Annotated in this window: 15 protein-coding genes; 8 read left to right on the top strand and 7 right to left on the bottom strand. The window is 43.9% G+C overall.

The genetic code is table 11. The annotated features are described in order from the left end of the window. The coding region (locus tag JMX97_RS01280) for an IS30 family transposase (RefSeq protein ID WP_201554351.1) at positions 1 to 284 on the top strand (284 nt) is incomplete at its 5' end. A gap of 477 nt (positions 285 to 761) precedes the next feature. Here JMX97_RS01280 and JMX97_RS01285 read toward each other — a convergent pair. Both JMX97_RS01285 and pnuC read right to left on the bottom strand, forming a co-directional pair. Next, the gene (locus JMX97_RS01285; RefSeq protein ID WP_201554353.1) at positions 762 to 1346 is read right to left on the bottom strand and encodes an AAA family ATPase; all 585 of its coding nucleotides are present in this window, start codon (positions 1344 to 1346) and stop codon (positions 762 to 764) included. Next, positions 1297 to 2037: a nicotinamide riboside transporter PnuC gene (gene pnuC / locus JMX97_RS01290; RefSeq protein WP_201554356.1), complete on the bottom strand. Its 741-nt coding sequence runs from the start codon at positions 2035 to 2037 to the stop codon at positions 1297 to 1299. Before pnuC ends, JMX97_RS01285 begins: the two co-directional genes overlap by 50 nt. A 280-nt stretch (positions 2038 to 2317) precedes the next feature. Here pnuC and JMX97_RS01295 point away from each other — a divergent pair, with 280 nt between their 5' ends. The 5 genes from JMX97_RS01295 to JMX97_RS01315 all read left to right on the top strand — a co-directional run bounded on the left by JMX97_RS01295 (position 2318) and on the right by JMX97_RS01315 (position 9884). Beyond that, positions 2318 to 3463 carry a beta-ketoacyl-ACP synthase III gene (locus tag JMX97_RS01295; protein ID WP_201554358.1) on the top strand — a complete coding sequence of 382 codons (1146 nt, stop codon included), beginning with the start codon at positions 2318 to 2320 and terminating at the stop codon, positions 3461 to 3463. A 261-nt stretch (positions 3464 to 3724) separates the two neighbouring features. Continuing rightward, positions 3725 to 4813, top strand: a complete 1089-nt coding sequence (gene prfA / locus JMX97_RS01300) for a peptide chain release factor 1 (protein WP_201554360.1) — start codon at positions 3725 to 3727, stop codon at positions 4811 to 4813. An 84-nt stretch (positions 4814 to 4897) separates the two neighbouring features. Next, a complete protein-coding gene (lysS, locus tag JMX97_RS01305; protein ID WP_201554361.1) occupies positions 4898 to 6433 on the top strand; it encodes a lysine--tRNA ligase in 1536 nt (511 codons plus the stop codon). 250 nt (positions 6434 to 6683) lie between these two features. Then, a complete protein-coding gene (gene dnaX, locus JMX97_RS01310) occupies positions 6684 to 8750 on the top strand; it encodes a DNA polymerase III subunit gamma/tau (RefSeq protein WP_201554362.1) in 2067 nt (688 codons plus the stop codon). A 234-nt stretch (positions 8751 to 8984) separates the two neighbouring features. Beyond that, the gene (locus JMX97_RS01315; RefSeq protein ID WP_201554363.1) at positions 8985 to 9884 is read left to right on the top strand and encodes a LysR family transcriptional regulator; all 900 of its coding nucleotides are present in this window, start codon (positions 8985 to 8987) and stop codon (positions 9882 to 9884) included. 147 nt (positions 9885 to 10031) lie between these two features. Here JMX97_RS01315 and JMX97_RS01320 read toward each other — a convergent pair whose 3' ends face one another. The 4 genes from JMX97_RS01320 to purD form a co-directional block, all read right to left on the bottom strand. Next, on the bottom strand, positions 10032 to 11213 hold the full coding sequence (locus tag JMX97_RS01320) for an aspartate aminotransferase family protein (protein WP_201554364.1): 1182 nt from the start codon (positions 11211 to 11213) through the stop codon (positions 10032 to 10034). Between the two features lie 84 nt (positions 11214 to 11297). Further along, positions 11298 to 11489, bottom strand: a complete 192-nt coding sequence (locus tag JMX97_RS01325) for a DNA gyrase inhibitor YacG (protein WP_201554365.1) — start codon at positions 11487 to 11489, stop codon at positions 11298 to 11300. Positions 11490 to 11950: 461 nt separating this feature from the next. Next, the gene (locus JMX97_RS01330; RefSeq protein ID WP_201554366.1) at positions 11951 to 13357 is read right to left on the bottom strand and encodes an ABC1 kinase family protein; all 1407 of its coding nucleotides are present in this window, start codon (positions 13355 to 13357) and stop codon (positions 11951 to 11953) included. 323 nt (positions 13358 to 13680) lie between these two features. Next, on the bottom strand, positions 13681 to 15024 hold the full coding sequence (gene purD / locus JMX97_RS01335) for a phosphoribosylamine--glycine ligase (RefSeq protein WP_201554534.1): 1344 nt from the start codon (positions 15022 to 15024) through the stop codon (positions 13681 to 13683). A gap of 285 nt (positions 15025 to 15309) precedes the next feature. Here purD and JMX97_RS01340 point away from each other — a divergent pair, with 285 nt between their 5' ends. Beyond that, a complete protein-coding gene (locus JMX97_RS01340) occupies positions 15310 to 15483 on the top strand; it encodes a hypothetical protein (RefSeq protein ID WP_201554367.1) in 174 nt (57 codons plus the stop codon). Positions 15484 to 15549: 66 nt separating this feature from the next. After that, entirely contained in the window at positions 15550 to 20421 is a 4872-nt protein-coding gene (locus JMX97_RS01345; protein WP_201554369.1) for an NAD-glutamate dehydrogenase, read from the top strand. Between the two features lie 216 nt (positions 20422 to 20637). On the opposite strand, the gene JMX97_RS01350 is transcribed toward JMX97_RS01345, so the two are convergent. After that, positions 20638 to 24585 carry an AAA family ATPase gene (locus JMX97_RS01350; protein ID WP_227671417.1) on the bottom strand — a complete coding sequence of 1316 codons (3948 nt, stop codon included), beginning with the start codon at positions 24583 to 24585 and terminating at the stop codon, positions 20638 to 20640. Positions 24586 to 24612 lie beyond the last annotated feature (27 nt).

Consider the following 24612-nt stretch of genomic DNA (forward strand, 5'->3'; position numbering starts at 1 on the left):
ACGTTAAGACGATTACCTCTGACAATGGTAAGGAGTTTGCTGAGCATAAAGAGGTGAAAGAACGCCTCTACAGTATGTTCTACTTTGCTGATGTTTATGCGTCATGGCAACGAGGAACAAACGAGAATACCAATGGTCTAATCAGAGAGTACCTGCCTAAAGGCTGTGACTTTAGACAAGTATCCGATGATGAGGTACAAGCCATTGAGGACAGATTAAATAGCAGACCAAGAAAACGATTGGGATTCAAAACACCAAATCAGGTATTCTATGACATCATTTAGCGTTGCACTTGGTGTGTTAATCTAGGATTTAATTGTTATCACGAAGTACTAACTAGTGGGCGACTTTTGCATCAACATGCCAATTGCGAAAATACCAAGAATAGTTCCCGATATCCATCTTTGAATACGCATTGCAAGTGGATTTTTTGATAGGATTGTGCTGACTGATGCTGCCGCAACGAAATAGCGCCATTAATAGTAATAGCTATCACTAGCTGAACCATTCCCAGTTGTATAAACTGTTCAAATGTAGAGCCTGCTGTGGTATTGATAAATTGTGGAATTAGTGCAGCATACATTAGCGCGATTTTAGGGTTCAATAAGTTAGTTACGAAGCCCATGATAAACAAGCGTAGTGGAGAATGGTAGTTAAAGTCTAAAAAAGTAATTAGTAGGTTAACAATAACGTAATTCAACAAACGGTAATGCGAAGGGAATATCATTTATAATATAAATAGCCTAAGCAATAAAATTTAATTACTCGGAATATTTTAACCACTTTATTACTTGTCGAACTCTGTCATATTTATTCCCGCCAATCCGTCGAAACTGCTTGTCATGACGAATCAACTCATTAGCAAAACATACACTTATCTCTTCGCGTTCATGCGGACTATCACGTAAGTCATCAGCGACCCACGGGATGTCGACTTTGGTGAGTAAAATTAAGTCATAATGATGTATTAATGCAGCTTGCGTAATGGCATCAGGGCAATCACCATAATACCAGTTGGCATAAACCATCAGCTCAAACAGACTGGTATCACAAAACAAATAGCCAGTAGTTTGTTCGGTCTGTTTCGCTAGTTTGTTTTCTAAGTCTATTTGACCTTGGGCGATGGGCAATAAATCGTCCCAGGTACAGGTTTTTTGCTCGCTGTCCCATTTTTCCTGCAAATAGGTGCGCATATATTCTGGTACCCAGTGGCTATCAAAATGCGCAGCCAAATCACGACATAAGCTGGTTTTGCCAGTACTTTCTGCGCCCAAGATGGCAATTTTGATCACCGATTTAGGCGTATGCTGCGTTAAATTGAATGCGGTAGCGTCGTTGCCATTCATAATATGCCCAGATTGCAATGAGAGTGAATACTACGTACTGTAGTGCGGTAAAGGTCAGTCCTTTATAAAAATATAGCGGTACTGAAATAGCGTCGGCGACAATCCATACTAACCAGTGTTCGATTTTACGACTTGCCATCAGCCACATCGCCATTAAAAACAGAGCGGTAGTCAGCATATCGGTATAATCGACCCAAGTAAATAAGTGTAGACCTAACACCGCGCCATCAAAGCTAAAGTTGTTATTGATTACTGGTCGGAAATAATAAATTAAAGCGACAAACGCTAATGTTGCAACGGCAAGCCCTGCCAGAATGGGTATGTCGCGTGACTGGATATGCTCAATGCGTACTTTGTTTTGAGACTGTTGGTCTGGCTGTTGACTGTTGCCCTGACTCACTTTGGCTTTCTGACTGATACTGGTTTTGCTCTTTGACCAATTGACCCAGCCATATAAGCTCATTACCGTGTAATAGGCATTGATGAACATATCGCCAAACAGCTGCCATTTCCATAACAAATAAACGAAAATAGCGGTACTCACCAAGCCGATAGGGAAGACCAAAATATTAGTCTTGCGGGCCAGCAGCACACTTGCTATGCCAAACACCACTGCAATCAGTTCCAGCACAATAAACAGCGTGGGATAATCAGAATACTGTCCGAATAGCCAATCAAAAAGCCCTATCATTGCATCTCCTTATTATTATTTGTAAAACCCAAGGTTTTAATTTTTGGTAATTATATAGTAGGCAAGCCAAAATTAAGCCAATCTTTACCCGTTATCTGCTTGAAACAGATTATTTGTAACAAAGTATTAGAAAAAATATAATATTCAGGCATAATAAAGGCATTGATTTTAAGTTTACAGTTATTCACCGAACCATTATTCATTGAAAGTAGCCTGCGCTATTTTCTCTCCCTTTTATGCTTATTCATAAGCAACACAGTAGTAGACAAGGAAGCTTATCATGACGACTTGTATCACCGGCACTGGCCTGTATATTCCCCCTTATAGCATCAGTAACGAAGAGCTGGTATTGTCATTTAACCAGTATGTCGATAACTATAATGAACAACATGCTGACGAGATAGCCGCAGAGACGGTTACGCCGATTCAGCATTCATCGGCTGAGTTTATTGAAAAAGTATCTGGTATTCAATCACGCTATGTGATGGAAAAAGACGGTATTTTAAACCCTGAAATTATGGCTCCAGTTATTGCTTATCGCAACTTAGGCGAAGAGCTTTCCATCATGGCTGAAATGGGTGTAGCAGCGCTTAGAGACGCGCTAGCAGATGCCGGACTAGAAGCCAATGATCTAGACGGTATTATTCTTGCCTGTTCAAACTTCCAGCGTACGTATCCAGCAGTAGCTATCGAGATTCAGAACGAAATCGGTATGATTGGCGGTTTCGCTTATGATATGAACGTAGCTTGTAGTGCCGCGACCTTCGGTTTATCACAAGCACACGGCTCAATAGTATCTGGTCTTGCCAAGCGCGTTGCGGTGGTTAATGTTGAAATTACTTCCGCGCATCTTAACTGGCGCAATCGTGACAGCCATTTCATCTTTGGTGATGTCGCTACGGCCTCGATTGTAGAAGAGCTGGATACGCCAAAAGGTTATGAGATTCTCAACTCTAAGCTATTTACTGAGTTTTCGGTCAATATCAAAAACGAATACGGTTTTATGGATCGTTCAGAGTTTTTAGCGGCCCAGACAGAAATGTATCCGGATATCAAAGAGCCGGTAACAGACAAGCTATTCTTACAGAATGGTCGAAAAGTGTTCCGTGAAGTTTGTCCGAAAGTCTCTGAAGTCATCACCGAGCACTTGCATGAAAATGACTTGCAAGCGAGTGATGTAAAGATGATGTGGCTACATCAAGCCAATGCCAATATGTTGGACTTAATTTTACGCACTGTGGTTGGACGTGATGCGGATAAAGCCATTGCTCCAAGCGTAATTGCTGAATTTGCCAATACCAGTTCAGCCAGCCCAATGATTGTATTCCATCGCTACAAAGATTCACTACAATCAGGTGATTTAGGGGTGATTTGCTCGTTTGGTGCTGGCTACTCGATTGGTTCAGTCTTAGTACGTAAAGTTTAAAATTTGAGACCATAAGCTTAAGTAAGTAACTTACTTACTCGCACTATCAAAACTGAAGCGCACTATCAAAATAGCCAAGAGCAATCTTGGCTATTTTTTATGGTTTGTATTTTTATTATTATTGCATGTTGAGGATAGTTATTGAGCTTATTTAGAGACCTTTAACGATATAAGCGCTAAGTTTACGCAGTGGTTTTAATTTAACCGTAAAAATTTGCTATAATCGCGGTCTTATTTTCATCATTTAGATAAAGTTGAGTTATGAAAGAATCCTTGCGCCTGCGTTTAGACCAAATGGTAGATCGTTATGAAGAGGTTACCGCCTTATTATCCGATCCTGGTGTCATAAGCGATAATAATAAATTCCGTGAATTGTCCGTTGAGCACAGCGATTTGATGGACATCACTACGCTGTGGTTGAACTATGGCCGCGCAGAAGCCGACCAAGCAGACGCCGAAGCGATGTTAGCAGACGCCTCAGATCCTGAAATGAAAGAAATGATGCATGACGAGATTGAAAATGCGCGTGATACCATTGTAGAGATGGAAGAGGCGCTCAACGTCATGATGTTGCCTAAAGACCCCAATGATAAAGTTCCAGCATTTTTGGAGATTCGTGCGGGCACTGGTGGCGATGAAGCGTCGATTTTCTCAGGTGATCTGTTTCGGATGTACCAAAAGTACGCACAGACTCAAGGGTGGACAATGGAAGTACTGTCAGCCAGTGAAGGTGAGCATGGCGGTTATAAAGAGATTATTACCCGTGTATCGGGTAACAGCGTCTATGGCCGCTTAAAGTTTGAATCCGGGGTGCATCGTGTTCAGCGTGTGCCTGAGACTGAAAGCCAAGGCCGCGTGCATACCTCAGCCTGCACCGTCGCGGTAATGCCAGAAGTTGAGATTGATGATACAGTAGATTTAAATCCTGCAGACATTCGTTTTGATACGTTTCGCTCGAGTGGCGCAGGTGGTCAGCATGTCAACACGACTAACTCAGCCGTACGCTTAACCCATATTCCAACTGGTACTGTAGCAGAGTGTCAGCAAGAACGTAGCCAGCATAAAAACCGTGCTCAAGCCATGAAAATGCTGATCTCAAGAATTCAACAAGTCAAAGTGCAAGCTCAGGTGGATGCAGCAGATACCATACGCCGTGATTTGGTCGGTAGCGGCGATCGTAGTGAGCGTATCCGCACTTATAACTTCCCGCAAGGGCGCATGACTGATCACCGTATTAATCTAACGCTATATAAGCTTGATGCCATTTTGGAAGGCGATATGGATGAATTGCTTGATTCACTATTACGTGAGCACCAAGCAGATTTGATGGCCAGTATTGGTGGTGAGTAAGTGCTCTACTTAAGCCGTTCTTGAAAACGCCCTTTTTATTTTATCGTTAACTTTTAAAAATTATTCAACCATTTTGAGAAATTTATGTCAAAGCAAAACAATGAAGAAAAAGTCCCAACTTTAGAAGACGCAAACGAACTTATTGCTCAACTGCAAGCTAAATTAGATGCTATTAGTGCTTCTGGTAAGCAGCCTTACCCCAATCAGTTCAAACGTACCGATTACGCTCAAGACTTACAAACGGCCTTTGACGGTATTCCAAAACAAGAAATTGAAGATAACGCTGCTAAGGGTGAAAAAACTCAGGTTAATATCGCTGGTCGTGTCATGCTCAATCGTGGGTCATTTATTGTTATTCAAGATATGAGCGGTCGTATCCAATTATACGTTGCACGTAAAGAGCTGGACCCAGAGATGCTTGCTAGCATTAAGTCATTAGACCTAGGTGATATCGTTGGCGTATCTGGATATATTGGTCGCTCAGGAAAAGGCGATTTATATGTGCATATCGAAGAATTACATTTACTGACTAAGTCACTACGTCCAATGCCAAACAAATTTCATGGCTTAGCGGATGTTGAAGCCCGTTATCGTAATCGTCATCTAGATTTGATGACTAACGAATCGACTCGCGATACCTTTATTGTCCGTAGCCAAGTAGTAAGCGGCATCCGTCAATTTATGTTGAATGAGCGCTTCATGGAAGTTGAAACGCCAATGATGCATACGATTCCTGGCGGTGCGGTAGCGCGTCCGTTTGTGACCCATCATAATGCCCTAGATATGCCCTTGTATTTGCGTATTGCACCTGAGCTGTATCTTAAGCGTTTGGTCGTTGGTGGTTTTGAAAAAGTGTTTGAGATTAACCGCAGCTTCCGTAATGAAGGGGTTTCAACCCGCCATAACCCTGAATTTACTATGATTGAGTTTTATCAAGCGTATGCGGACTACCATGATTTGATGGGTTTAACTGAGCGCTTGTTTAACCAGCTAGCGACTGATATTTTGGGCAGTACTGAGCTGACTTATCAAGAAGAGAACATCAGTCTAAAAGCGCCATTCGCACGCATATCAATGTCTGATGCTATCGCGCAATATGCTGAAGGTTTTGATATGGCGCATATTGATGACCGCGATTACTTAGCCGACTATGTATCGAATACGCTTAAGCAGCAAGTGAAAGACGTCTTTGGGGCTGGTAAATTAAAAACGATCGTTTTTGAAGAAACGGCTGAGCATCAATTGCGTCAGCCTACCTTTATTACGGAATACCCAGCTGAGACCTCACCGCTGGCTCGCCGTAATGATGACAACCCTGAGATTACCGATCGCTTTGAGCTATTCATCGGTGGTCGCGAATTGGCTAATGGCTTTAGTGAGTTAAATGATCCTGCTGATCAGGCGGAGCGTTTCCGCGGCCAAGTTGCCGAAAAAGACGCGGGCGATGTTGAAGCCATGCACTTCGATGAAGACTATATCGAAGCTTTATCTTATGGTTTGCCGCCAACGGCAGGCGAGGGCATCGGTATTGATCGCTTAGTGATGCTATTTACGGATTCAGCCAGTATTCGCGATGTGATTTTATTCCCGCACATGCGCCGTAAGCCTGCTAAAGATTAAGGTTAGTTAAGCAAATACAAACCTGTTTCAGAGTTAGACTTGCTTAGTGTACGACATTTAAAATCTTGGCTGGTCTTTCTTGTATTAGGTTTATATTTAGTGCACTACGGCACTTAATTATGCATACTTGCTGACCCTTTGTTAAACCTGCTCAAAGCCAGACGTATGCGCTGGCTTTTTGCTATAATAAGCACTCTAAAATAAGTACTCCTAAATAAGCAATCTAAGCCACTTGGCAAAATGGATAGATATGACGCAGCAATATCAAGTTTTAGCCCGTAAATATCGCCCCAAAAACTTCCATGAGTTAATTGGGCAGACGCATGTCTCGCAAGCGTTGATCAATGCGATTGATTACAATCGTCTGCATCATGCTTATCTGTTTACTGGCACGCGCGGTGTGGGTAAGACGACTATTGCGCGTATTTTATCCAAGTGTCTGAACTGTGATATGGGCGTGACCAGCACCCCGTGCGGCGTATGTGATAATTGTGTGGCGATTGATCAAGGCCGCTTTATCGATTTGATTGAAATTGATGCGGCTTCTCGTACCAAAGTTGAGGACACGCGTGAGTTGCTCGATAATGTTCCTTATGCGCCAAGCCAAGGACGTTATAAGGTTTACCTCATTGATGAAGTGCACATGCTGTCGACGCACAGCTTTAATGCGCTCTTAAAAACGCTAGAAGAACCGCCTGAGCATGTCAAGTTTTTGCTGGCAACTACCGATCCGCAAAAACTACCGATTACTATTATTTCGCGCTGCTTGCAGTTTGTGCTGCGTCCTCTGCCGCAAACTCTGCTCAGTGAACATTTGGCAAATGTCTTAACCCAAGAACAAGTCGCCTACACTCAGCCGGCATTATGGCAGCTGGCAAGTGCGGCAAAAGGCTCAGTACGTGATGCTTTGTCATTAACCGATCAGGCAATTGCCTTTGGTCAAGGCGCGCTTGATGATGTGACGGTTAATGCGATGCTTGGTTTGATTGATGCGGCCGACTTGGTGCGCTTAATTACTGATATCTATAACCATGATAAATCTGCAGTTGCGGCCCATATTGAGCAGATGCGTGCGCAAATGGTTGATGCTTCCAGTATGTTTGATGGACTTGCTGAGCTACTGCATCAATTGGCATTAACCCAGCTGCTGCCTAAAGTTGCCCTCAATGTAAATGAAGCACAAGCGCAAACTATAAACACGCTCGCGCAGCATATCAGTCCTGATGTCTTACAGTTGTATTATGAGATTGTCGTAAAAGCGCGCGAAGGTATTAAGCTTGCTAGTACGCCGATGCAAGCGCTTGAGATGTGTATTTTGCGCCTATTAGCGTTTCGTCCGTTGCCTGTTGATGAGATGTTAGTAACCACTGCTACTGAGGTTTCAGATTCTGCAACTTCTACCGGGCATGTCGCAACGTCAGCGCCTGAGTCCCAACCTTACAATGTTGATTATGAAGTTGCTAATAACGTTGAGTATGACGACGTTGCTCATGAAGTTGTTAGGCAAGAGGAAACTAGCGCTACGCCAATAGATGACGTAACAGCGGTAAGTGAAGCAGAATCTAGTTTGTTGACAAGCACTACAGACAATAATGAACATTTAGATATCAGTGATGATATTAGTAATAACATTAGTAACGATATTACGGTTAATGATGAGTCTAATGACATTCATCAAACTGATGAGCCAGCCGCTGATAACGATACTGTAGAACCAGAACCCATTGCAGAACCCATTGCAGAACCCATTGCAGAACCCATTGCAGAACCCATTGCAGAACCCATTGCAGAACCCATTGCAGAACCCATTGCAGAACCCATTGCAGAACCCATTGCAGAACCCAGCGGAAATGATTCTCAGTTAATACAAGAGACTGACGACCCACGTATCTTGTTGCGCTGTTCCCCACAACAAATGACCGGCGAATGGACACCGGAAAAGTGGGATTATTGGCTCCAAACAGCTCGTGAAGACGACATTTTAGCGCAAGATGAGCTGGCCTTAGCGCGCCAAGGTATGATGACAGGTGTATGTAATGGCAAAGCAGTATTTATCACTGGTGTGGATAGTAAGCACTTGCAAGCGACTTTTCAACAGCTTGCGGAAAAATTGCAACAGCAATTTACACAAGCAGAGATTAGTTTGCAAATTGATAGCAGTGTCATGATAGCCGATGACAAAACCCCTGAGCGTCGTCAACGTCAGCGATTGGTACAAGCGACAGCGGTAGCAGAATCAAGGTTACTCAACTCACCCGTGATGCAATACCTGACTGATCGCCGCGAAGGAAAAATGGGCAAGGTTCAGTTATATTAAACAGTCAATAAGGCTTTCAATAGTCCTCTTTTTTAAATTCAATCATAAATGAATGTTTATTTTTGCTATCGACATAGTCTCGTAAATATCTATAACCTTGATATAGTTGACTTTATTTTATATTAAGCACGATAATTATGACGTGAGAGATGTATTTAAAAACTGTAAAATTAATCAAAATCAGCTATAATGGTTAAGTTATATTAAAAACTGTAAAATAGCTTAGGTGAAAGTATGATAGATAATTTACGCGGTATGGCCGTGTTCGCCAGTGTGGTCGGACACGGCTCTTTCAGTGGTTCAGCTCGCGAGCTTGGTATCACAACCAGCGCGGTCAGCCAACAAATTAGAGCACTAGAAAATGAGCTGGGTGTGGTATTACTACATCGCTCGACTCGTAAGCTGAGCCTAACGGAAGCGGGCGCGAGCTTTTATGACGCCGCAAAAGACGTGGTCAGCGCGGCTGAGCAAGGTAGAATTAAAGTTAATCAGCTGCGTGATGAATTAGCAGGTAGTTTACGAATATCTACGACGCCTGAGCTTGGGGTTAATCATATTTTACCGGCTTTATCCACTTGGATGGCGGCACATGACGATCTGAGTATCACTTATTTGGCAGACAATCATTATATTGACATGATTGATGAGCGTATCGATATTGCCGTTCGTATGAGCCCAAATATCAATGACTCAACCTTGAGCAGTCATCCACTAACTGATGTACGTCAAATGCTGGTCGCCTCGCCACAGTATTTACGTCAACACAAAAAGATCGAAAACCCCAAAGATTTAGCCGACCATCACCTAATTTGTATTGATATTATGAAAGATACCAATCAAGTTGATTTGACGCAGACTGAAACAGGCAAAAAAACGCGGGCAAAAATGACTTCGCGTATTCATACCAATAACGTCTTTATGGCGACTACTTTGGCCAAAGAAGGTCATGGTCTGGTTAGAATGATGGAAATGGATGTTAAAAAAGAGCTGGAAAATGGCGAATTGGTTGAAGTGTTGACTGGTTTCCAGCTCCCAAGCTTTGTGCTATATGCCGTCACTTTGAACCGTGAGCAACAACCAGCAAAAATTACTCGTTGCCTAGAAGTATTGAAAAAATACTTTCATGCCAGCTAAATTTATTACCGTTTAACTTAATAGCAGTATTAATAACGAAGAATATATATAAAATGAAAAAAAGCCCCGCAATAATTTTATTGCGGGGCTTTTTTTTGACTAAATTGTCATGAATACTGTCAAAGCCGTTGTTTTGAAAACTTCTATTTAGAATAGGGGTTTTAACAATTCTAGCAAACGATCAACCACTTGTTCGCTTTCATCACGGCTCATATTGAGTGGTGGTAGCAAACGAATGACATGCCCGCCGGTGACGTTGATAATCAGTTTTTGCTCATCACGCGCGCGGTCAACCAGCTGGCTACAATCCATGGTCTCAGGTAGCACAATACCGATCATCATCCCAGCCCCGCGACTGCTGACGCCATATTGGCCTAGCGCATCAGTCATGCTGTCACGGATAAACTGTCCCTCAGTGACAGCATTTTCCATGATGTTACTATTGGCTAATACGTCATAGACACTATGAACTACTCGGCTTGCCAGCGGCGTACCACCATAAGTAGAGCCATGACTACCCGCACCAAACAGGCCATTGGCTCGTCCGCGTACCATACAAGCACCGACTGGGAAACCGTTACCAAGCCCCTTTGCTGTGGTCAATACATCAGGACGAGCATTGCTATATTGATACGCAAAGTATTTTCCCGTACGTCCGTTACCCGTCTGTACTTCATCCAGCATGAACAACCAGTTATGAGCATCACATTCAGTTTGTAATTGTTCTAAATAAGCAAATCCATTGGCAGCGGTATTGAGACCGCCTTCACCTTGAATAGGCTCTACAAATATCGCGCAGATGTCATCGTGTTCTTTCGCTACTTTTTGAATCGCTTCAATATCATCAAAAGGCACACGGATAAAGTCGTCCTCTAAGGTAAAAAAGCCTTCACGCGCCTTAGGGTTGGCAGTCGCTGATAATGATAATAAGGTACGGCCATGGAATGACTGTTCCATCACAATGACTTTAGGACGTTTAAAACCTTGCTGATGGGCATATAATCGCGCCATTTTTAAGGCTGCTTCATTCGCTTCAGCGCCACTATTAGCAAAAAATACACTGTCCATTTCTGCCGCACTACATAAGGCTTCGCCGGCACGCTCTTGCCAATCGATACCAAATAAATTACTGGTATGTACCAAGGTCGCTGCCTGTTGCTGAATAGCCTGCGTTACTTGCGGATGGCAATGGCCCAAGCCGCAAACTGCAATACCTGTCAGCGCATCTAAATACGGCGTGTCATCCTGCGTATAGAGCCAACTGCCCGCACCACGAGTAAAGCTAATCGGCTGACGGTTATAAGTAGGCATCAGATAAGTAGCTGACATAGTAACATCCTTAAGATAGTAAAATGGAATAAGTCATACAATAATAATGATAGCTATAACAGCGAGCTGCTATTTTAGTAGCGGTTATAGCTCATCAGAAAATGGCGTAGAATCGGCAGGTAGGGTATAGTCTTCGTTTGCCCAAGCGCCTAGGTCTATAAGCTTACAGCGCTCACTACAAAACGGCTTGAATTTATTATCTTGCCAAGCTGTTTTCGTACCGCAGCGTGGGCAAGGATAAGTTTTGGGTAGGGGATTGGGGGTCGGTTGGGTCATAAGAAAATGAGAGTATCCTCGGATTCATCAGTGAATAAGAATGGTTATAATAGCACGCGATTATTAAAAGACAAATATAGACAAAACACAAATATAATGCCGCGCCTATATCTTTAATTAGTAACCTTAGCAAGGGTGGCGTAGATAAGGGCAAGTACCTCTTAGGTTTTTCTATTGTACTTGTAAGCGGATGGGAAAGTTTTAGCGATTAACATCGAATGCCAGTTGATATTCAACATAAGCGCTTTAAAAATAAATAGCTGGCATGATAACAGTTCTAGCGGTAGCTCACCTTGCAAAGACTTAGAAGCCATAATAGCCTAAGTAAATAAAATAAAGGCACAAAGGACATGCGATTAGATATAACATCAAAGCCTACCTATATAAAATAGCCTAAGTAAAAAAATGAATTAATAAAAACCGCCGCTAAAGGGCGGTCAAAAAATCTGCCTACTATTATGCTAAAGAAAAGGTTTTACTAGCTTATTTGAGTCAGTGTGGGCATCAATTACCGTTAAAAACGTATAGGCTCCAATAAACTTACGGCTAATAAACATAAACTCTTTGGGAGGTAAATTAAACTCAAAAGATTGTATCGCACGGGTAGCAGACGCTGAAAGTCGTGAATGCAATCTACTACTCGCCCAAATATAACGTTGTTGATCATCCAAGCAGTTAACAGGGATGTCAGGATTGATTACGGAATTACTAAAAGGTTCGGTAGCCAGTAAAAACAACGAGGCGACATCAGTACGGACCTTATCACTCATGCTATCAAAGAAATCATAACCCGTCATAGCTAACGCCATTGCCTGATGATCATGATAGTAACCTGCTCGTAATAGGCCACGCGCAATCGTTAATAGAGTGTTATCAAATTGACGAATAGCACCAAAATCCAGTAAAATTAACTTATCGATCTCAGCATCATCATCTTGGTCGTTATTGCCGATACGCACTAAATAGTTGCCAAAATTTGGATCGGTTTGCATCTCGCCCCACACAAAAATCTCTCGCATCATAATTTCGATGGCAGCTTGACCAATCGCATTGCGACGCTCGTGAGACACTAAGCTCAGCGCTTCAGAAACAACCGAAACTCCTGGCTCATAAGACATACATAATAAACGCCTACTTGAATAAGTACGATTTATTTTGGGAACCACATAGCGCGGATCATCAAGTAGGCGTTCATAAAAACGTTCTGTCGTCGCAGCTTCTGCCTCATAATCCACTTCATGATGGAGTAGATCACGTATTTCCTCAAACCAAGTATCAAGTGAGCGCGTTTGTGGGACGATATTACTTACTTTTAACAAGCGTTTGAACAATGCCAAATCCGAATCAATAGCGTCTGCCACCCCTGGATATTGAACTTTTAACACCACTTGTTCGCCAGTAGCCAACACGGTTGCACGATGAACTTGGGCGAGGGAAGCGGTGCCAATAGGAACAGGGTCAACGTCAAGTTCGCTTAGCTTGTCACCCAAGATACGCTGTAACGTTTGCTCTATTTTTGACCAAGTGAGTGTTGCAGTATCATCATTGAGTGTTTGCAGCGCACGAGTAATTTCAGGCGGCAAGACGTGCTCACCATACATAGCTAACATCTGACCAATTTTGACTACCGAACCTTTGAGCTTGCCAAGCTCTACTGCAACATAATTCGCCTGTGCTTCCATAAAGGCTTGATTGCGTACCGTGCGTGCTTTTTTGTCTAAAAACATACCAGAGACACTATTGCCCGCCCAGCGGCGACCAATATTCAAGGAGGTTTTAGCAATCGACAATCGACGTTCGAACCCTGAAGTTTTTAGGTTGTCAATCGATTGTTTATTATTAGAAGGTTTAGACGGATCATGTGCCATAAAGATCATCATTCATCGGGGTGGTATTGATTTGCGGGTTACAGACCAGCAATACAAGCCAGTAATAAAAAGAATATGCAACGTGAGTATAAGAAATTGTACCATACAAAATGATATCGGTTGATGAGCCTTAGAGGGCTTATAACAGTTACTTTGTAAGCTCAAGTTTTGCTATTGAGACTAGATAAGGCCATCAGACAATTAATAAAATATCAAAAAATTCGACCTAGTATGGTACTAGATCGAATGAGGATTAATTCTAGAAAATCTCACTTTTTATCAAAAAGTATCAAAATGTCAGGAAATGCACTTCTATTAAGTTGTTAATAATTTTCACGTGCGATAGCATGATGACCAATATCACGGCGATAATGAGCACCATCAAAACTAATCGCGCCAGATACAGCGAGTGCTGCTTGCTGCGCTTCCAATATATTGTCTGCCAATGCAGTGATACATAATACACGCCCGCCATTGGTAACAACGGCTTGGTCATCATTTTCATCAATCGCCGTGCCAGCATGAAAAACTTTTACAGTGTTATCACGTTGGGCAGCAAGCTCTGGCAATCCAGTAATGATATCGCCTTTAGGAGACGTTTCTGGATAGCCTTTCGATGCCATCACAATGCCTAATGCAGGGCGTGCGTCCCAATTGGCTTGATTGGGTAACTTACCGGTTAACCCTTGGGCAACCAAATCTACCATTGAGGACTGCAGGCGCATTAAAATTGGCTGCGTTTCAGGATCACCAAGGCGACAATTGAACTCAATCACAAATGGATTACCAGCTTCATTGATCATCAACCCCGCATACAAAAACCCAGTATAAGGATGACCTGCAGCTTTCATGGCATCAACGACTGGCTGAATAACTTGTGCCATTACTTTATCATGGACGTCTTTGGTAACCACGGGAGCAGGGGAGTATGCGCCCATGCCACCGGTATTCGGGCCGGTATCCCCTTCAAAAGCACGTTTATGATCTTGGCTAGTGGCCATTGGTAAAATGCTCTCACCATCAATCATACAAATAAAGCTGGCCTCTTCACCGCTTAAAAATTGCTCGATGACCACGCGGCTACCCGCATCGCCAAATTTGTTGTCCGACAGCATATCATCAATAGCTGCATGCGCTTGTTCAATGGTTTCGGCAACGATGACACCCTTACCAGCTGCAAGACCGTCAGCCTTAATGACAATTGGTGCGCCTTGTTTATCAACATACGATTTAGCGCTGGCAACGTCAGTAAAGCCTTGATATTCGGCAGTGGGAATATTATTTTGTGCCATAAATTCTTTGGCAAAGGTCTTAGAGCCTTCTAATTGTGCACAATAAGCCGTTGGCCCCCATGCTTGAATACCAGCATCACGGCAGGCATCTACAATACCGATGACTAGTGGTGCTTCAGGGCCAACGATGACCATGTCTATGGCATTATTTTGGCAAAAGTCTATGACCGCACTGTGTTTTCCAGAACTAGATTTTCCAGAACTAGGCTCGCCTGCACCAGCAGTAACTTCTAAAATGACGTTTTGACACTTAGGTTCAAGGGCAGTACCTGCATTGCCAGGGGCGACGTAAATGTGCTGTACCTTGTCATCTTTTGCACACTGCCAGGCTAATGCGTGTTCACGACCACCTGAGCCAATCACCAAAATATTCATCATACGTTTTGCCCTTAGCATTAATTGTTAGTAGCCAGTTAGTAAATTACTGTTAAGCATAATGCTGTATTCTAGCAAAAAAGTCGCATTGATTGCCATGAGTATCCCTGCCAGCACGCAAAGGTTGCCGTAGTAACCATTCAGACGGTTCAATAATAGCGTAGACTACTCATTATAGATAAGCCAATAGGTTAATCTTGTTTAACCACCAGCCAGTAATTGTACTAAAACTAGAACTGATGGTGTTATTGATAGATGGTTTCATTAGTAAAGGTTATCGACCTGATGCTGATCCATAAAATGATTGTGCTATTGCTAGGCGAGCAGGTGCGTTACAATTCATCGGACGAGCGCTGTCACTATCATAAGCACTACTATAACCAGTCGCCTGCCAGCATAAGAAAAGAAAACACACGGAAGAATAAGTTATTAGTGAATAACGTTGATCAACAGACGTAACTTTTAAACAAACCTCTTAAATACAACCCTAAGAATCAAACTTATAAAAAAGGAAGAACAGACGCGATGCCAAATTCCCTAAGTATAACAACAGAGCGTATTAGCCAAATAAGCGATATTGCCACCAGTTATGTGCAAAAGGATAAATCGCTACTTGATCATTTTATTCATAGCTATTATCAACCGCTACATCAGGAGACGGCAGGAGCCATCAGTGATGCCGATCTTGCGGGTATGGTGCTGCATCATTTTACCTTGCTAACCGCCTATGATGGCAAAAAGCCGCAGCTGGCGGTTTTAAACCCTATTGCTGAAGAGCAACACTTTCATAGCTCGCATACTATTATCCAAATGGTGGCGTATGATCGGCCATTTTTGGTAGATACTTTATTGATGACCCTCGAGGTGCAGGGTGTCGATGTACATCGTACTTACAATACTATTATCAATGTACAGCGTGATGGTGCCGGTACAATCACCCAAATTGATAGTGCACCCGAAAGCGCGACTTCTCATATGTCATTGATTCATTGTGAGATTGCTTATCAAGATCATGATGAGCTTGCAGCCCTGCGCCAGTTGTTATTAGACAAAGTTGAGACGTTAGATACGGTGGTCGGTGACTGGGAGCATATGCATGCTCAGCTGACGGACATCAAAGCTGAGCTGTTACAAAAACCGCTGCCTGAGGGTTTTTATTCACATCAAGAAATTCAAGCATTCTTAGATTGGATATTAGACGATCACTTTATCTTTTTGGGCTATCGAGAATACCGCCTAGAAGGGGGCAATCATATTGCCGTTAACAACGATAAGACGAATGAGAACAAAAAAGGTGGCGCCAACATGGGTGCTGACCTAGACTTATTTGCAATTGGTAACAGCGGTCTTGGCTTGCTGCGCGGTGCTGAAGAAGACCGATTATCAACCAGTTTTGATAATCTACCTACTGAACTCAAGCAGTTATTGACCGTGCCTCGCGTACTGATGCTATCTAAATCAAGCCGAGTGTCACCTGTCCATCGTTCGGTATATATGGATTTTTTGGGTATTCATAAGTTTGATGACAATGGCAATCTAGTGGGGGAATATCGCTTTATTGGTCTGCTAACGTCACAAGCTTATCAGTTAAGCGTGCAACAAGTCCCACTACTACGCGAAAAGTCCAATAAAATAATGGCCATGGCAGAATTGCCACGTGATGGTCATGCCTATCATAAAATGATGTATGTGATTAATACCTTACCACGTGATGACTTGTTTCAAGCCAGCGTCGAGGAGCTATATCCTATTGTCTCTGGTATTAGCCAACTACAAGACAAAAAAAGTCTGCGTTTATTCAGCCGGATCGACCCTTATCAGCGCTTTGTGTCGTGCTTGGTTTATATTCCGCGCGATAAGTTCAATACTGAACTGCGTATTAAAGTACAAAACGTCTTAAAAGAAGCTTATGGCGGCACGTCATCTGGCTTCACAACTGAGTTCAATGAATCAGATCATGCCCGCGTCCATGTGCACGTGCGTACCGTACCGGGTCACGTTAATGAGGTAGAGAATAGTGTACTTGAGGCCGAGCTGTCAGCACTCATGCAGTCATGGAGCGATCACTATCAAAAAATGCTGCTCGACAATGTAGGTGAACAACAAGCCAATGCTTTAATGCGCCGGTTTTTGCATTACATTCCGGCCGCTTATCAAGAGCGTTTTGATGCCCATACTGGGGTCGAGGATACCAAACGTCTGGCAAAATTGACGGATGAGCAGTCGATGATTTGGCATCTGTATCAGTCAACAGGTGATGCCAGAAACCAGTTACATCTGAAGCTGTATGGTCGTCAACAACCGGTGATTTTATCTAAAGTATTGCCCATTCTAGAAAAATTTGGCGTTTCGGTCATCTCAGCACAAACGTATGAATTTGATTTGCCTGAGCAGTCTATTTGGATGCAAGAGTACGAGTTGACTTTGCAGCATGTGGATACGGTTGATATGCAAGTGGTGCGCGGCCAGTTTGAGGACAGCCTCAAACAAATCTGGGCAGGGCGCATTGAGAGCGATACGTTTAATGAATTGGTGTTAACCTCCAATCTTGATGCTTATAATGTGGTGGTACTGCGTGCGTTATCACGCTATATGCGCCAAGCTCGTGCGCCATTTTCTAAAGATTATATTCAAAAAACAGTGGTGAAGAATAGCGCTATCAGTGTGGCTTTGGTCAATCTGTTCGATGCGCGTATGAATCCTAGATACGGGAATGATGGCCGTATGGAAAAAACAACGCAGATTCAAGCGCAGATTACCAAAGCACTAGCAGGTGTCGATAGCTTAGATGAAGACCGTATCTTGCGCTGGTACTTAGACTTGATTAACGCTATGGTACGGACGAACTTTTATCAAACCGAAGCTGATGGTCAGCGTAAAGACCGGCTGTCGTTTAAGTTCTTAGCAGCAGATATTCCAAATTTACCCAAACCTAAGCCGATGTTTGAGATATTTGTGTATTCACCCCGTGTTGAAGCGGTGCATCTGCGCGGCGGAAAAGTCGCCCGTGGCGGCCTACGCTGGTCAGACCGCATGGAGGACTTCCGTACTGAAGTGCTCGGTCTCGTCAAAGCGCAAATGGTCAAAAATGCGGTGATTGTCCCTGTGGGCTCTAAAGGCGGCTTCATTGTGAAGACCAAAACCATGGCCGACGGTCGTGATGCTTTCCAAGCCGAAGGCATTGCCTGCTATCAGATCTTCCTGCGCGGTATGCTCGATGTCACAGATAATATTGTCGATGGCATCATTGTCCCGCCAGCAGATACCGTGCGTTATGATGACGATGACCCCTACTTAGTAGTCGCGGCAGATAAAGGCACGGCAAGCTTCTCTGATATTGCCAATGCCTTAGCCGCCGAATACAACTTTTGGCTCGATGATGCGTTTGCCTCCGGTGGTTCGGTCGGTTATGACCACAAAGCAATGGGTATCACGGCACGCGGCGGTTGGGAATCAGTGAAGCGCCACTTCCGTATGCGCGACATGGACATCCAAGACCGTGATGACTTCACCGTTGTCGGTATTGGTGATATGAGTGGTGATGTATTCGGCAACGGTATGCTGCTCTCAACCCATATCAAGCTGGTTGCTGCTTTTAATCACCTCCACATCTTTATCGATCCAAATCCTGATACGGCCGCCTCGTATGCAGAACGCGCCCGCTTATTTGAGATGCCGCGCTCGACATGGGAGGATTATGAAAAATCATTGATTAGCCAAGGTGGCGGTATATTCTCACGGAAAGATAAAACTATTGCTATCAGTGCCGAGATGAAAACGCTGTTTGATATTAGCGATGACAGCCTTGCGCCCAACGACTTAATCAGCGCCTTACTGCGTGCACCAGTTGACCTGATTTGGAACGGTGGTATCGGCACTTACGTGAAAAGTACCAATGAAAGTCATGCCGATGTCGGCGACCGTGCCAATGATGTGTTACGTATCAATGGTAATGAGCTGCGCTGCGCCGTCGTTGGCGAGGGCGGTAACTTAGGCTTCACTCAGCAAGGGCGTATTGAATACTCTCAGGCGGGCGGGCGTATCTATACCGATGCCATTGATAACTCAGGCGGCGTCAATTGCTCAGACCATGAGGTCAATATCAAAATTTTACTCGGCAAAGTGGTCGAGCAAGGTGATATGACACTAAAACAGCGTAACGAGTTGCTCGAGAGCATGACCGATACCGTCGCGGAATTGGTATTGCGTCAAAACTATCTACAACCGCAAGCCATTGAGCTCAGTCAAATTCGTGCCGAAGCAAATATCAGCGATCATCAGCGTTTCATTCAGCTGTTAGAAAGTGAGCAGCGCCTTGACCGCACGATTGAATATCTGCCATCAGATGAGGAGATTGTCAAACGCCAAAAAACAGGTGCTGGCTTGACCCATCCTGAGCTGGCGGTCGTCATGGCTTATGGCAAAATGTGGGTCTATGACAATCTGCTATCATCAGATCTGCCTGATGAGCCGTACTTCATCAATGAGCTGCGTAAATACTTCCCCGACGAGTTAGTGGGGCGCTACTTTGATGAGATGACTGAGCACCGGTTACACCGTGAGATTATTAGTACTTATTTGACCAATAGCGTGGTCAACCGCTTAGGTATCGAAGCACTGTTCCGCTTATATGAAGAAACGGATCAATCACTGGCAACCATCATTCGTGCTTATGCCATTACGCGTGATGTCTTTGATGTCTCAGTCGCGTGGAAAATGCTGGAATCACTGGATAACAAAGTCGATGCCAAGCTACTTCTCAATCTTGAGCTGCGTCTGCGTGATGCGCTGGAGCGCGGTGTGGTCTGGTTTATCAACGCCTTTGGGCAAAATCTACAAGTTGCGGATATGATTAACCGCTTTGCACATAGTGTTAAACAGTTGACTACAGTAGGCGGTTTTATTGAACAACAGTTTTCCCATAATCTACAAGAAGATACCGCAGGCTTGACGCAAAATGGACTGACGGATAGCGATGCCACCCTGTTTGCTATGCTGCCTTATCATGTCGATGCCCTTGATGCCGCGCTGCTCGCTGAGCAGTATGAACGGCCGGTTGATGAGATTGCGGCATTATACTTTGAAGCCTATCAAGTCTTGCAACTCGATTGGATGATGGACAACATCGCCACTTTACCGCAGCAAGATTATTGGGATCGCCGCGCCCGTCATGCACTAGTCAATGAGCTATCGCGTAGCTTGCGTCTGCTAATGGATGCGGTATTGTCACAGCCTGATGCCAAACAAGCCTTCAATGATTGGAAATCGCGTTATGAGGCCCAGCTTGTATCCATCACCACTGAGATGCAAAAACTAGATGGAAATGATGAAAAGGTCGTTAGTCTGTCGATGTTGTCGGTACTGATGAGTGAGTTGAGTGGTATCGTGATTAAGTAACCTGCTTACTATAAAGCGCTCAATAAGCTAGAATTTCAATAGTATTAAAAAAACCATCTTTATATGTAAAGGTGGTTTTTTATTGTCTGATCAATTGTCTGATGATGAGCGCGACTATAGCCTAACTTAAGCATGTTTGGTGGTCGCACATGCCAGCAAATATTCGGTAAGTGCATGTACGCTTATTTCCACTTTAACTATTCTTCACTAGCCACTTTAACTCGCGATTTCATGACAGCCTTGACCGGTGATTTCACTAAAACCGCCAGATATTTTCTTCACCTGAATTTGAGTCATGATCCGTTCTTTTAAGGCCTGAACATGAGAGATGATACCGATAAGCTTGCCCTCTTGCTGTAGGCTAGTGAGCGTATCAAGGGCAATATCTAACGACTCTTCATCAAGCGTACCAAAGCCTTCGTCCAAAAACAGCGAGTCCACACGAATATTTTGACTGGCCATCTGTGATAGCCCTAGTGCTAGTGCGAGACTGATAATAAATCCTTCGCCACCGGATAAGTTTTTGGTGCTGCGAATGTTACCGCCTTGATAGTTATCAATAACATTGAGCTCTAGCGCGTTGCTATCATCATGAATAAGGAGATAGCGGTCGCTCATCTTTTGCAGCTGCATGTTGGCATGGCTAATCATCACCTGAAAGGTCAGACCTTGCGCGAAGGTGCGATACTTCTTGCCATCAGACTGACCAATCAGCTGATTAAGCTGCTCCCAAATCTGACTACTTTGCTGCTGCTCATCGATGGCGCGTAGCTGCTCAGTATGACTCTTTTGATTGGCATTATGGTCTGATAGCACTTGTTGTAGACCGCCTATTTTTAGCCCTATATCATCGTATGCTTGCAACATATCTTGCTGCTGAAGCTTTAATGTATCTAGGGACTGGTCTGCCAAGTCCTGACTGTCCTTGTGATTAATGGTTTTTTGATGGAGAGTCGCTTGGTTGTCATCGATACGAGTTTGTAGTTGTGATACGTTATCATTTAATGATTTATCACGCTGTAGCAGCGCATCGCGCTCAGATTTATCTAGCCTTGCTGCTGTAAAGCTACTCTCGTCAGTGAATTTTTGCTCACTGAGTATTTGTACAAACTTATCATTGAGTAATTGTAACTGCGCCTCTGTATTTTTAATGTCTATGACCAGCTTATCCAGAGAGTTGTGCGTATATTGCAGTTTATGGCGAGCATTATCAGCCTGCTGGCGTGTTTGAGCGAGTATATCATTCGCCTGTTTTACAGCGTCTTGTAGCTGCTGCGCTCTGGCATCAATATCTGGCTCTTTGGATAAATGATTGCGCTCGTCAGTAAGCGTATCTCTATGCTGCTGCTCAGTGCTAATCTTATTATCAAGCTCAGTCAGCTGCTCTATTAATTCTGTAACCTGATGCGCCAATGAATCACGCGCGGCGCTTAATACATTAATTCTCTGCGCCGCAAGGTTCAAACCTTCTTGTGCTTGCGTCCACGCTGTAAGTTTGTCTTTTAAGCGGTAATATAACGTTGTAAGCTCAGACATACAGGCGTTAACCGCTTCTAGCTCTAATTCTTTATGTGTTTCTGAATTTTCTAGGAGCTGATTGGGTAAAGCCAATCCCAGTGGCTCTAACAATCCAGCCATCTGTGTTTGTAGGATACTTATTTCATTACCAGTAATCCCGAACGCTTGCTGCTGGCTGTCTATGCGCTGCTGGGCAATAGAGCGCTCAGCTTGAGAGTTTATTTGATCTTGCTTAAGCTGTACCTGTTGTTCCTCTATTTGCTTTAAGCCTAGCTGCTGAGTATCCATCTCGCCTTCTAATTTTTTCCAATCTTCTAAACGTTTATGAATATCAGCCGTTATAAGCGTCAGGCTGTTTTGATCCTCTTTTAGCTCAGCAAGTAGGGCTGTTAGCAATGGATAAGACAGGGGATTGGTATCATCTGACCCCAGTACAGAAGACTGATCTAAGATCTTAAAATTGATGCCTTTATCGACACCTTTATGATCAGCGCCATAATTAATATTTTCAAAACGACTGCTATCGACCTCTAGTTTGAGCTGATTAGTAGCGTCATATGCTTCAGTCTGCGCGGTACTTTGCTGCTCCTGTAGTTTTTTGATCTGTTGTTGCAACGACTGAAGCTCACTTTGAGCACGAATATGCTGTTCTTGATTGCGGCGTAACGCGGCGTCTTGCTTGTCAATATCTTGCTCAAGAGTGGTTATAGCATGAATTACGCGTTGCATTTGTTCATGCTTGGAGATATCTTGACCGAGGCTTGCGGCTTGGAGTACTTGGGCAAATTCAGCGGGCGGATCGTCATGATAAGGATGGCTGGTCGATCCACATAGAGCACAGGGCTTGCCGTCCTGTAGCGCTAAAAAGTAATCTTGTAGTTGAGCCAGCGCTTGCAGGGTCTCTAAGTGATCTTGCTGCGCACGTTTTTGCTGTTGTAAGCTTACAATAGCTGTCTCTAACTGGGTATATTCTTGGCTATACTGCGTGCTAGTAGCGATTAATGGATCGATGTTGGTGGTGGATTTTGTTATATCCTCTGTCAAAGACAGTGCTTGTTGATAATGGCTGTTGATAGTGTCTAATAACTGTCGTTGGCTACCTAAGTGAGTAATATATTGATGGTGCTGGTTGGGTGATTTGCCAGCTAACAAGGCTTGTCGTTTAACTTCAAACTGAGTAAGCCTCTCTTGTGCTTGATTACTGGCAATCTTATTATCGCTAAGCTGAGTAGCTAGAGTAGCAAGCGCCTGATCAAACTCCGTTAACTTTGCACGGTCAGTCTTATTTTCACTCAGGCGCTGAGCATTACTAGTGAGCTGTTTTTTGAGCTCGCCAGCATCACGGCCAAATCCGGCCAGTCCATAGTCGTTATTAGCAAGGATCGCATCTTGTGCATGCTTGGATAAGTAGTCTTGCTGCTGCGCTTGTTGTTTACGTAGGTCTGTCAGCGCGGTTTCTTTGGCCATCAATTCTGTATTGCGCTGGGATAATCGCTCAGACACGCCAGCGCGTTGATGTTGCTTATCCGTTAAAGCTTGGCGGACACCATTTAACTTTTGATCAAGCGTGCGCACTTGAGCAATAATAGGACGTTCACGCTCCCATTGCGTACTGGCTTGCTGTTCCTCATTTTGGGCGCTGACTACCTGATTATCAGCCGCGGTTAACTGGGTTTTCTGCTGTGGAAGCTCAGTTTCAACCGCATGCTTTTGTTGTTGTAAATCTTTTAAGTACACGCGCTGAGCCTGTAGTTTGCCAAAGTCTGCGTCAATCTCTAAGGCACGCATTGCTGCCTGTAATCGGGATGCCTCAGGGGCGAACTGCGCTTTAGCATCCTTAGCATGGGTCAGTTGCGCCTGTTGATCCGCTATGGTCTTATTCAATGCTTCGATATCAGTAAGCCAATTAATATGCTGGGTCAGAACCTCTAATTGGGTTTTATGTTGCTGCTGATCGCGGCGTTGTGTTGCAAGCTCTGCGTTATAATCACTGATCTCAGTAGGCGTTAATAGTTGTAGACCACTAAGTTTGGCTTGCAACTTTCCCAACTCAGATTTTTCGTCGCGCAATTGTTGAAACGTGCGCATAGAGATGGTGGCATAAATATCGGTGCCAGTGATTTTTTCTAAAATATCAGCACGCTCATCAGGCTTAGCCTTCAAAAATGCGGCAAAGCCACCTTGAGCCAATAATATAGAGCGCGTAAATTGCTCAAAATCCATACCCGTAATGGCTTGGATACGTAACTTTGTTTTCTTCAGCGCACTATCTAATATTTTATCAGTATCCGCATCAGCGATTTCATGGGTGGCATCTTGCAAATTACCTTCAGGCTTATCATGCGCGCGGCGCTGTCCCCAGCGGCAGCGATAGCGCGTCTCGTCGATTTCAATCACTACCTCGGCAAAACAATCACCAGTTTGGCGGGTCATGACCTCATTGCTACTTTTACTGATGATTCCAATACGCGGTGTTTGTGCATAGAGTGCGAGACAAATGGCGTCTAAAATAGTGGTCTTGCCAGCCCCTGTTTGCCCTGTAATCGCAAATATGCCGTCATTCAGGTACGCAGGAGTCGTGAAATCAATGTGCCATTCACCTTTTAGCGAGTTTAAATTTTTCAAGCGTAGCTCTAAGATGCGCATGGTAGTCAGTTACTCTATTGCAGTGTT

It is taken from the genome of Psychrobacter sp. 72-O-c, from assembly GCF_904846605.1.
GTDB lineage: Bacteria > Pseudomonadota > Gammaproteobacteria > Pseudomonadales > Moraxellaceae > Psychrobacter.

Excerpts from the sequence above, each read along its gene's own strand:
- JMX97_RS01285 (WP_201554353.1), bottom strand. The coding sequence starts at position 1,346 with ATGAATGGCAACGACGCTACCGCATTCAATTTAACGCAGCATACGCCT.
- pnuC (WP_201554356.1), bottom strand. The coding sequence starts at position 2,037 with ATGATAGGGCTTTTTGATTGGCTATTCGGACAGTATTCTGATTATCCC.
- JMX97_RS01295 (WP_201554358.1), top strand. The coding sequence starts at position 2,318 with ATGACGACTTGTATCACCGGCACTGGCCTGTATATTCCCCCTTATAGC.
- prfA (WP_201554360.1), top strand. The coding sequence starts at position 3,725 with ATGAAAGAATCCTTGCGCCTGCGTTTAGACCAAATGGTAGATCGTTAT.
- lysS (WP_201554361.1), top strand. The coding sequence starts at position 4,898 with ATGTCAAAGCAAAACAATGAAGAAAAAGTCCCAACTTTAGAAGACGCA.
- dnaX (WP_201554362.1), top strand. The coding sequence starts at position 6,684 with ATGACGCAGCAATATCAAGTTTTAGCCCGTAAATATCGCCCCAAAAAC.
- JMX97_RS01315 (WP_201554363.1), top strand. The coding sequence starts at position 8,985 with ATGATAGATAATTTACGCGGTATGGCCGTGTTCGCCAGTGTGGTCGGA.
- JMX97_RS01320 (WP_201554364.1), bottom strand. The coding sequence starts at position 11,213 with ATGTCAGCTACTTATCTGATGCCTACTTATAACCGTCAGCCGATTAGC.
- JMX97_RS01325 (WP_201554365.1), bottom strand. The coding sequence starts at position 11,489 with ATGACCCAACCGACCCCCAATCCCCTACCCAAAACTTATCCTTGCCCA.
- JMX97_RS01330 (WP_201554366.1), bottom strand. The coding sequence starts at position 13,357 with ATGGCACATGATCCGTCTAAACCTTCTAATAATAAACAATCGATTGAC.
- purD (WP_201554534.1), bottom strand. The coding sequence starts at position 15,024 with ATGAATATTTTGGTGATTGGCTCAGGTGGTCGTGAACACGCATTAGCC.
- JMX97_RS01340 (WP_201554367.1), top strand. The coding sequence starts at position 15,310 with ATGCTGATCCATAAAATGATTGTGCTATTGCTAGGCGAGCAGGTGCGT.
- JMX97_RS01345 (WP_201554369.1), top strand. The coding sequence starts at position 15,550 with ATGCCAAATTCCCTAAGTATAACAACAGAGCGTATTAGCCAAATAAGC.
- JMX97_RS01350 (WP_227671417.1), bottom strand. The coding sequence starts at position 24,585 with ATGCGCATCTTAGAGCTACGCTTGAAAAATTTAAACTCGCTAAAAGGT.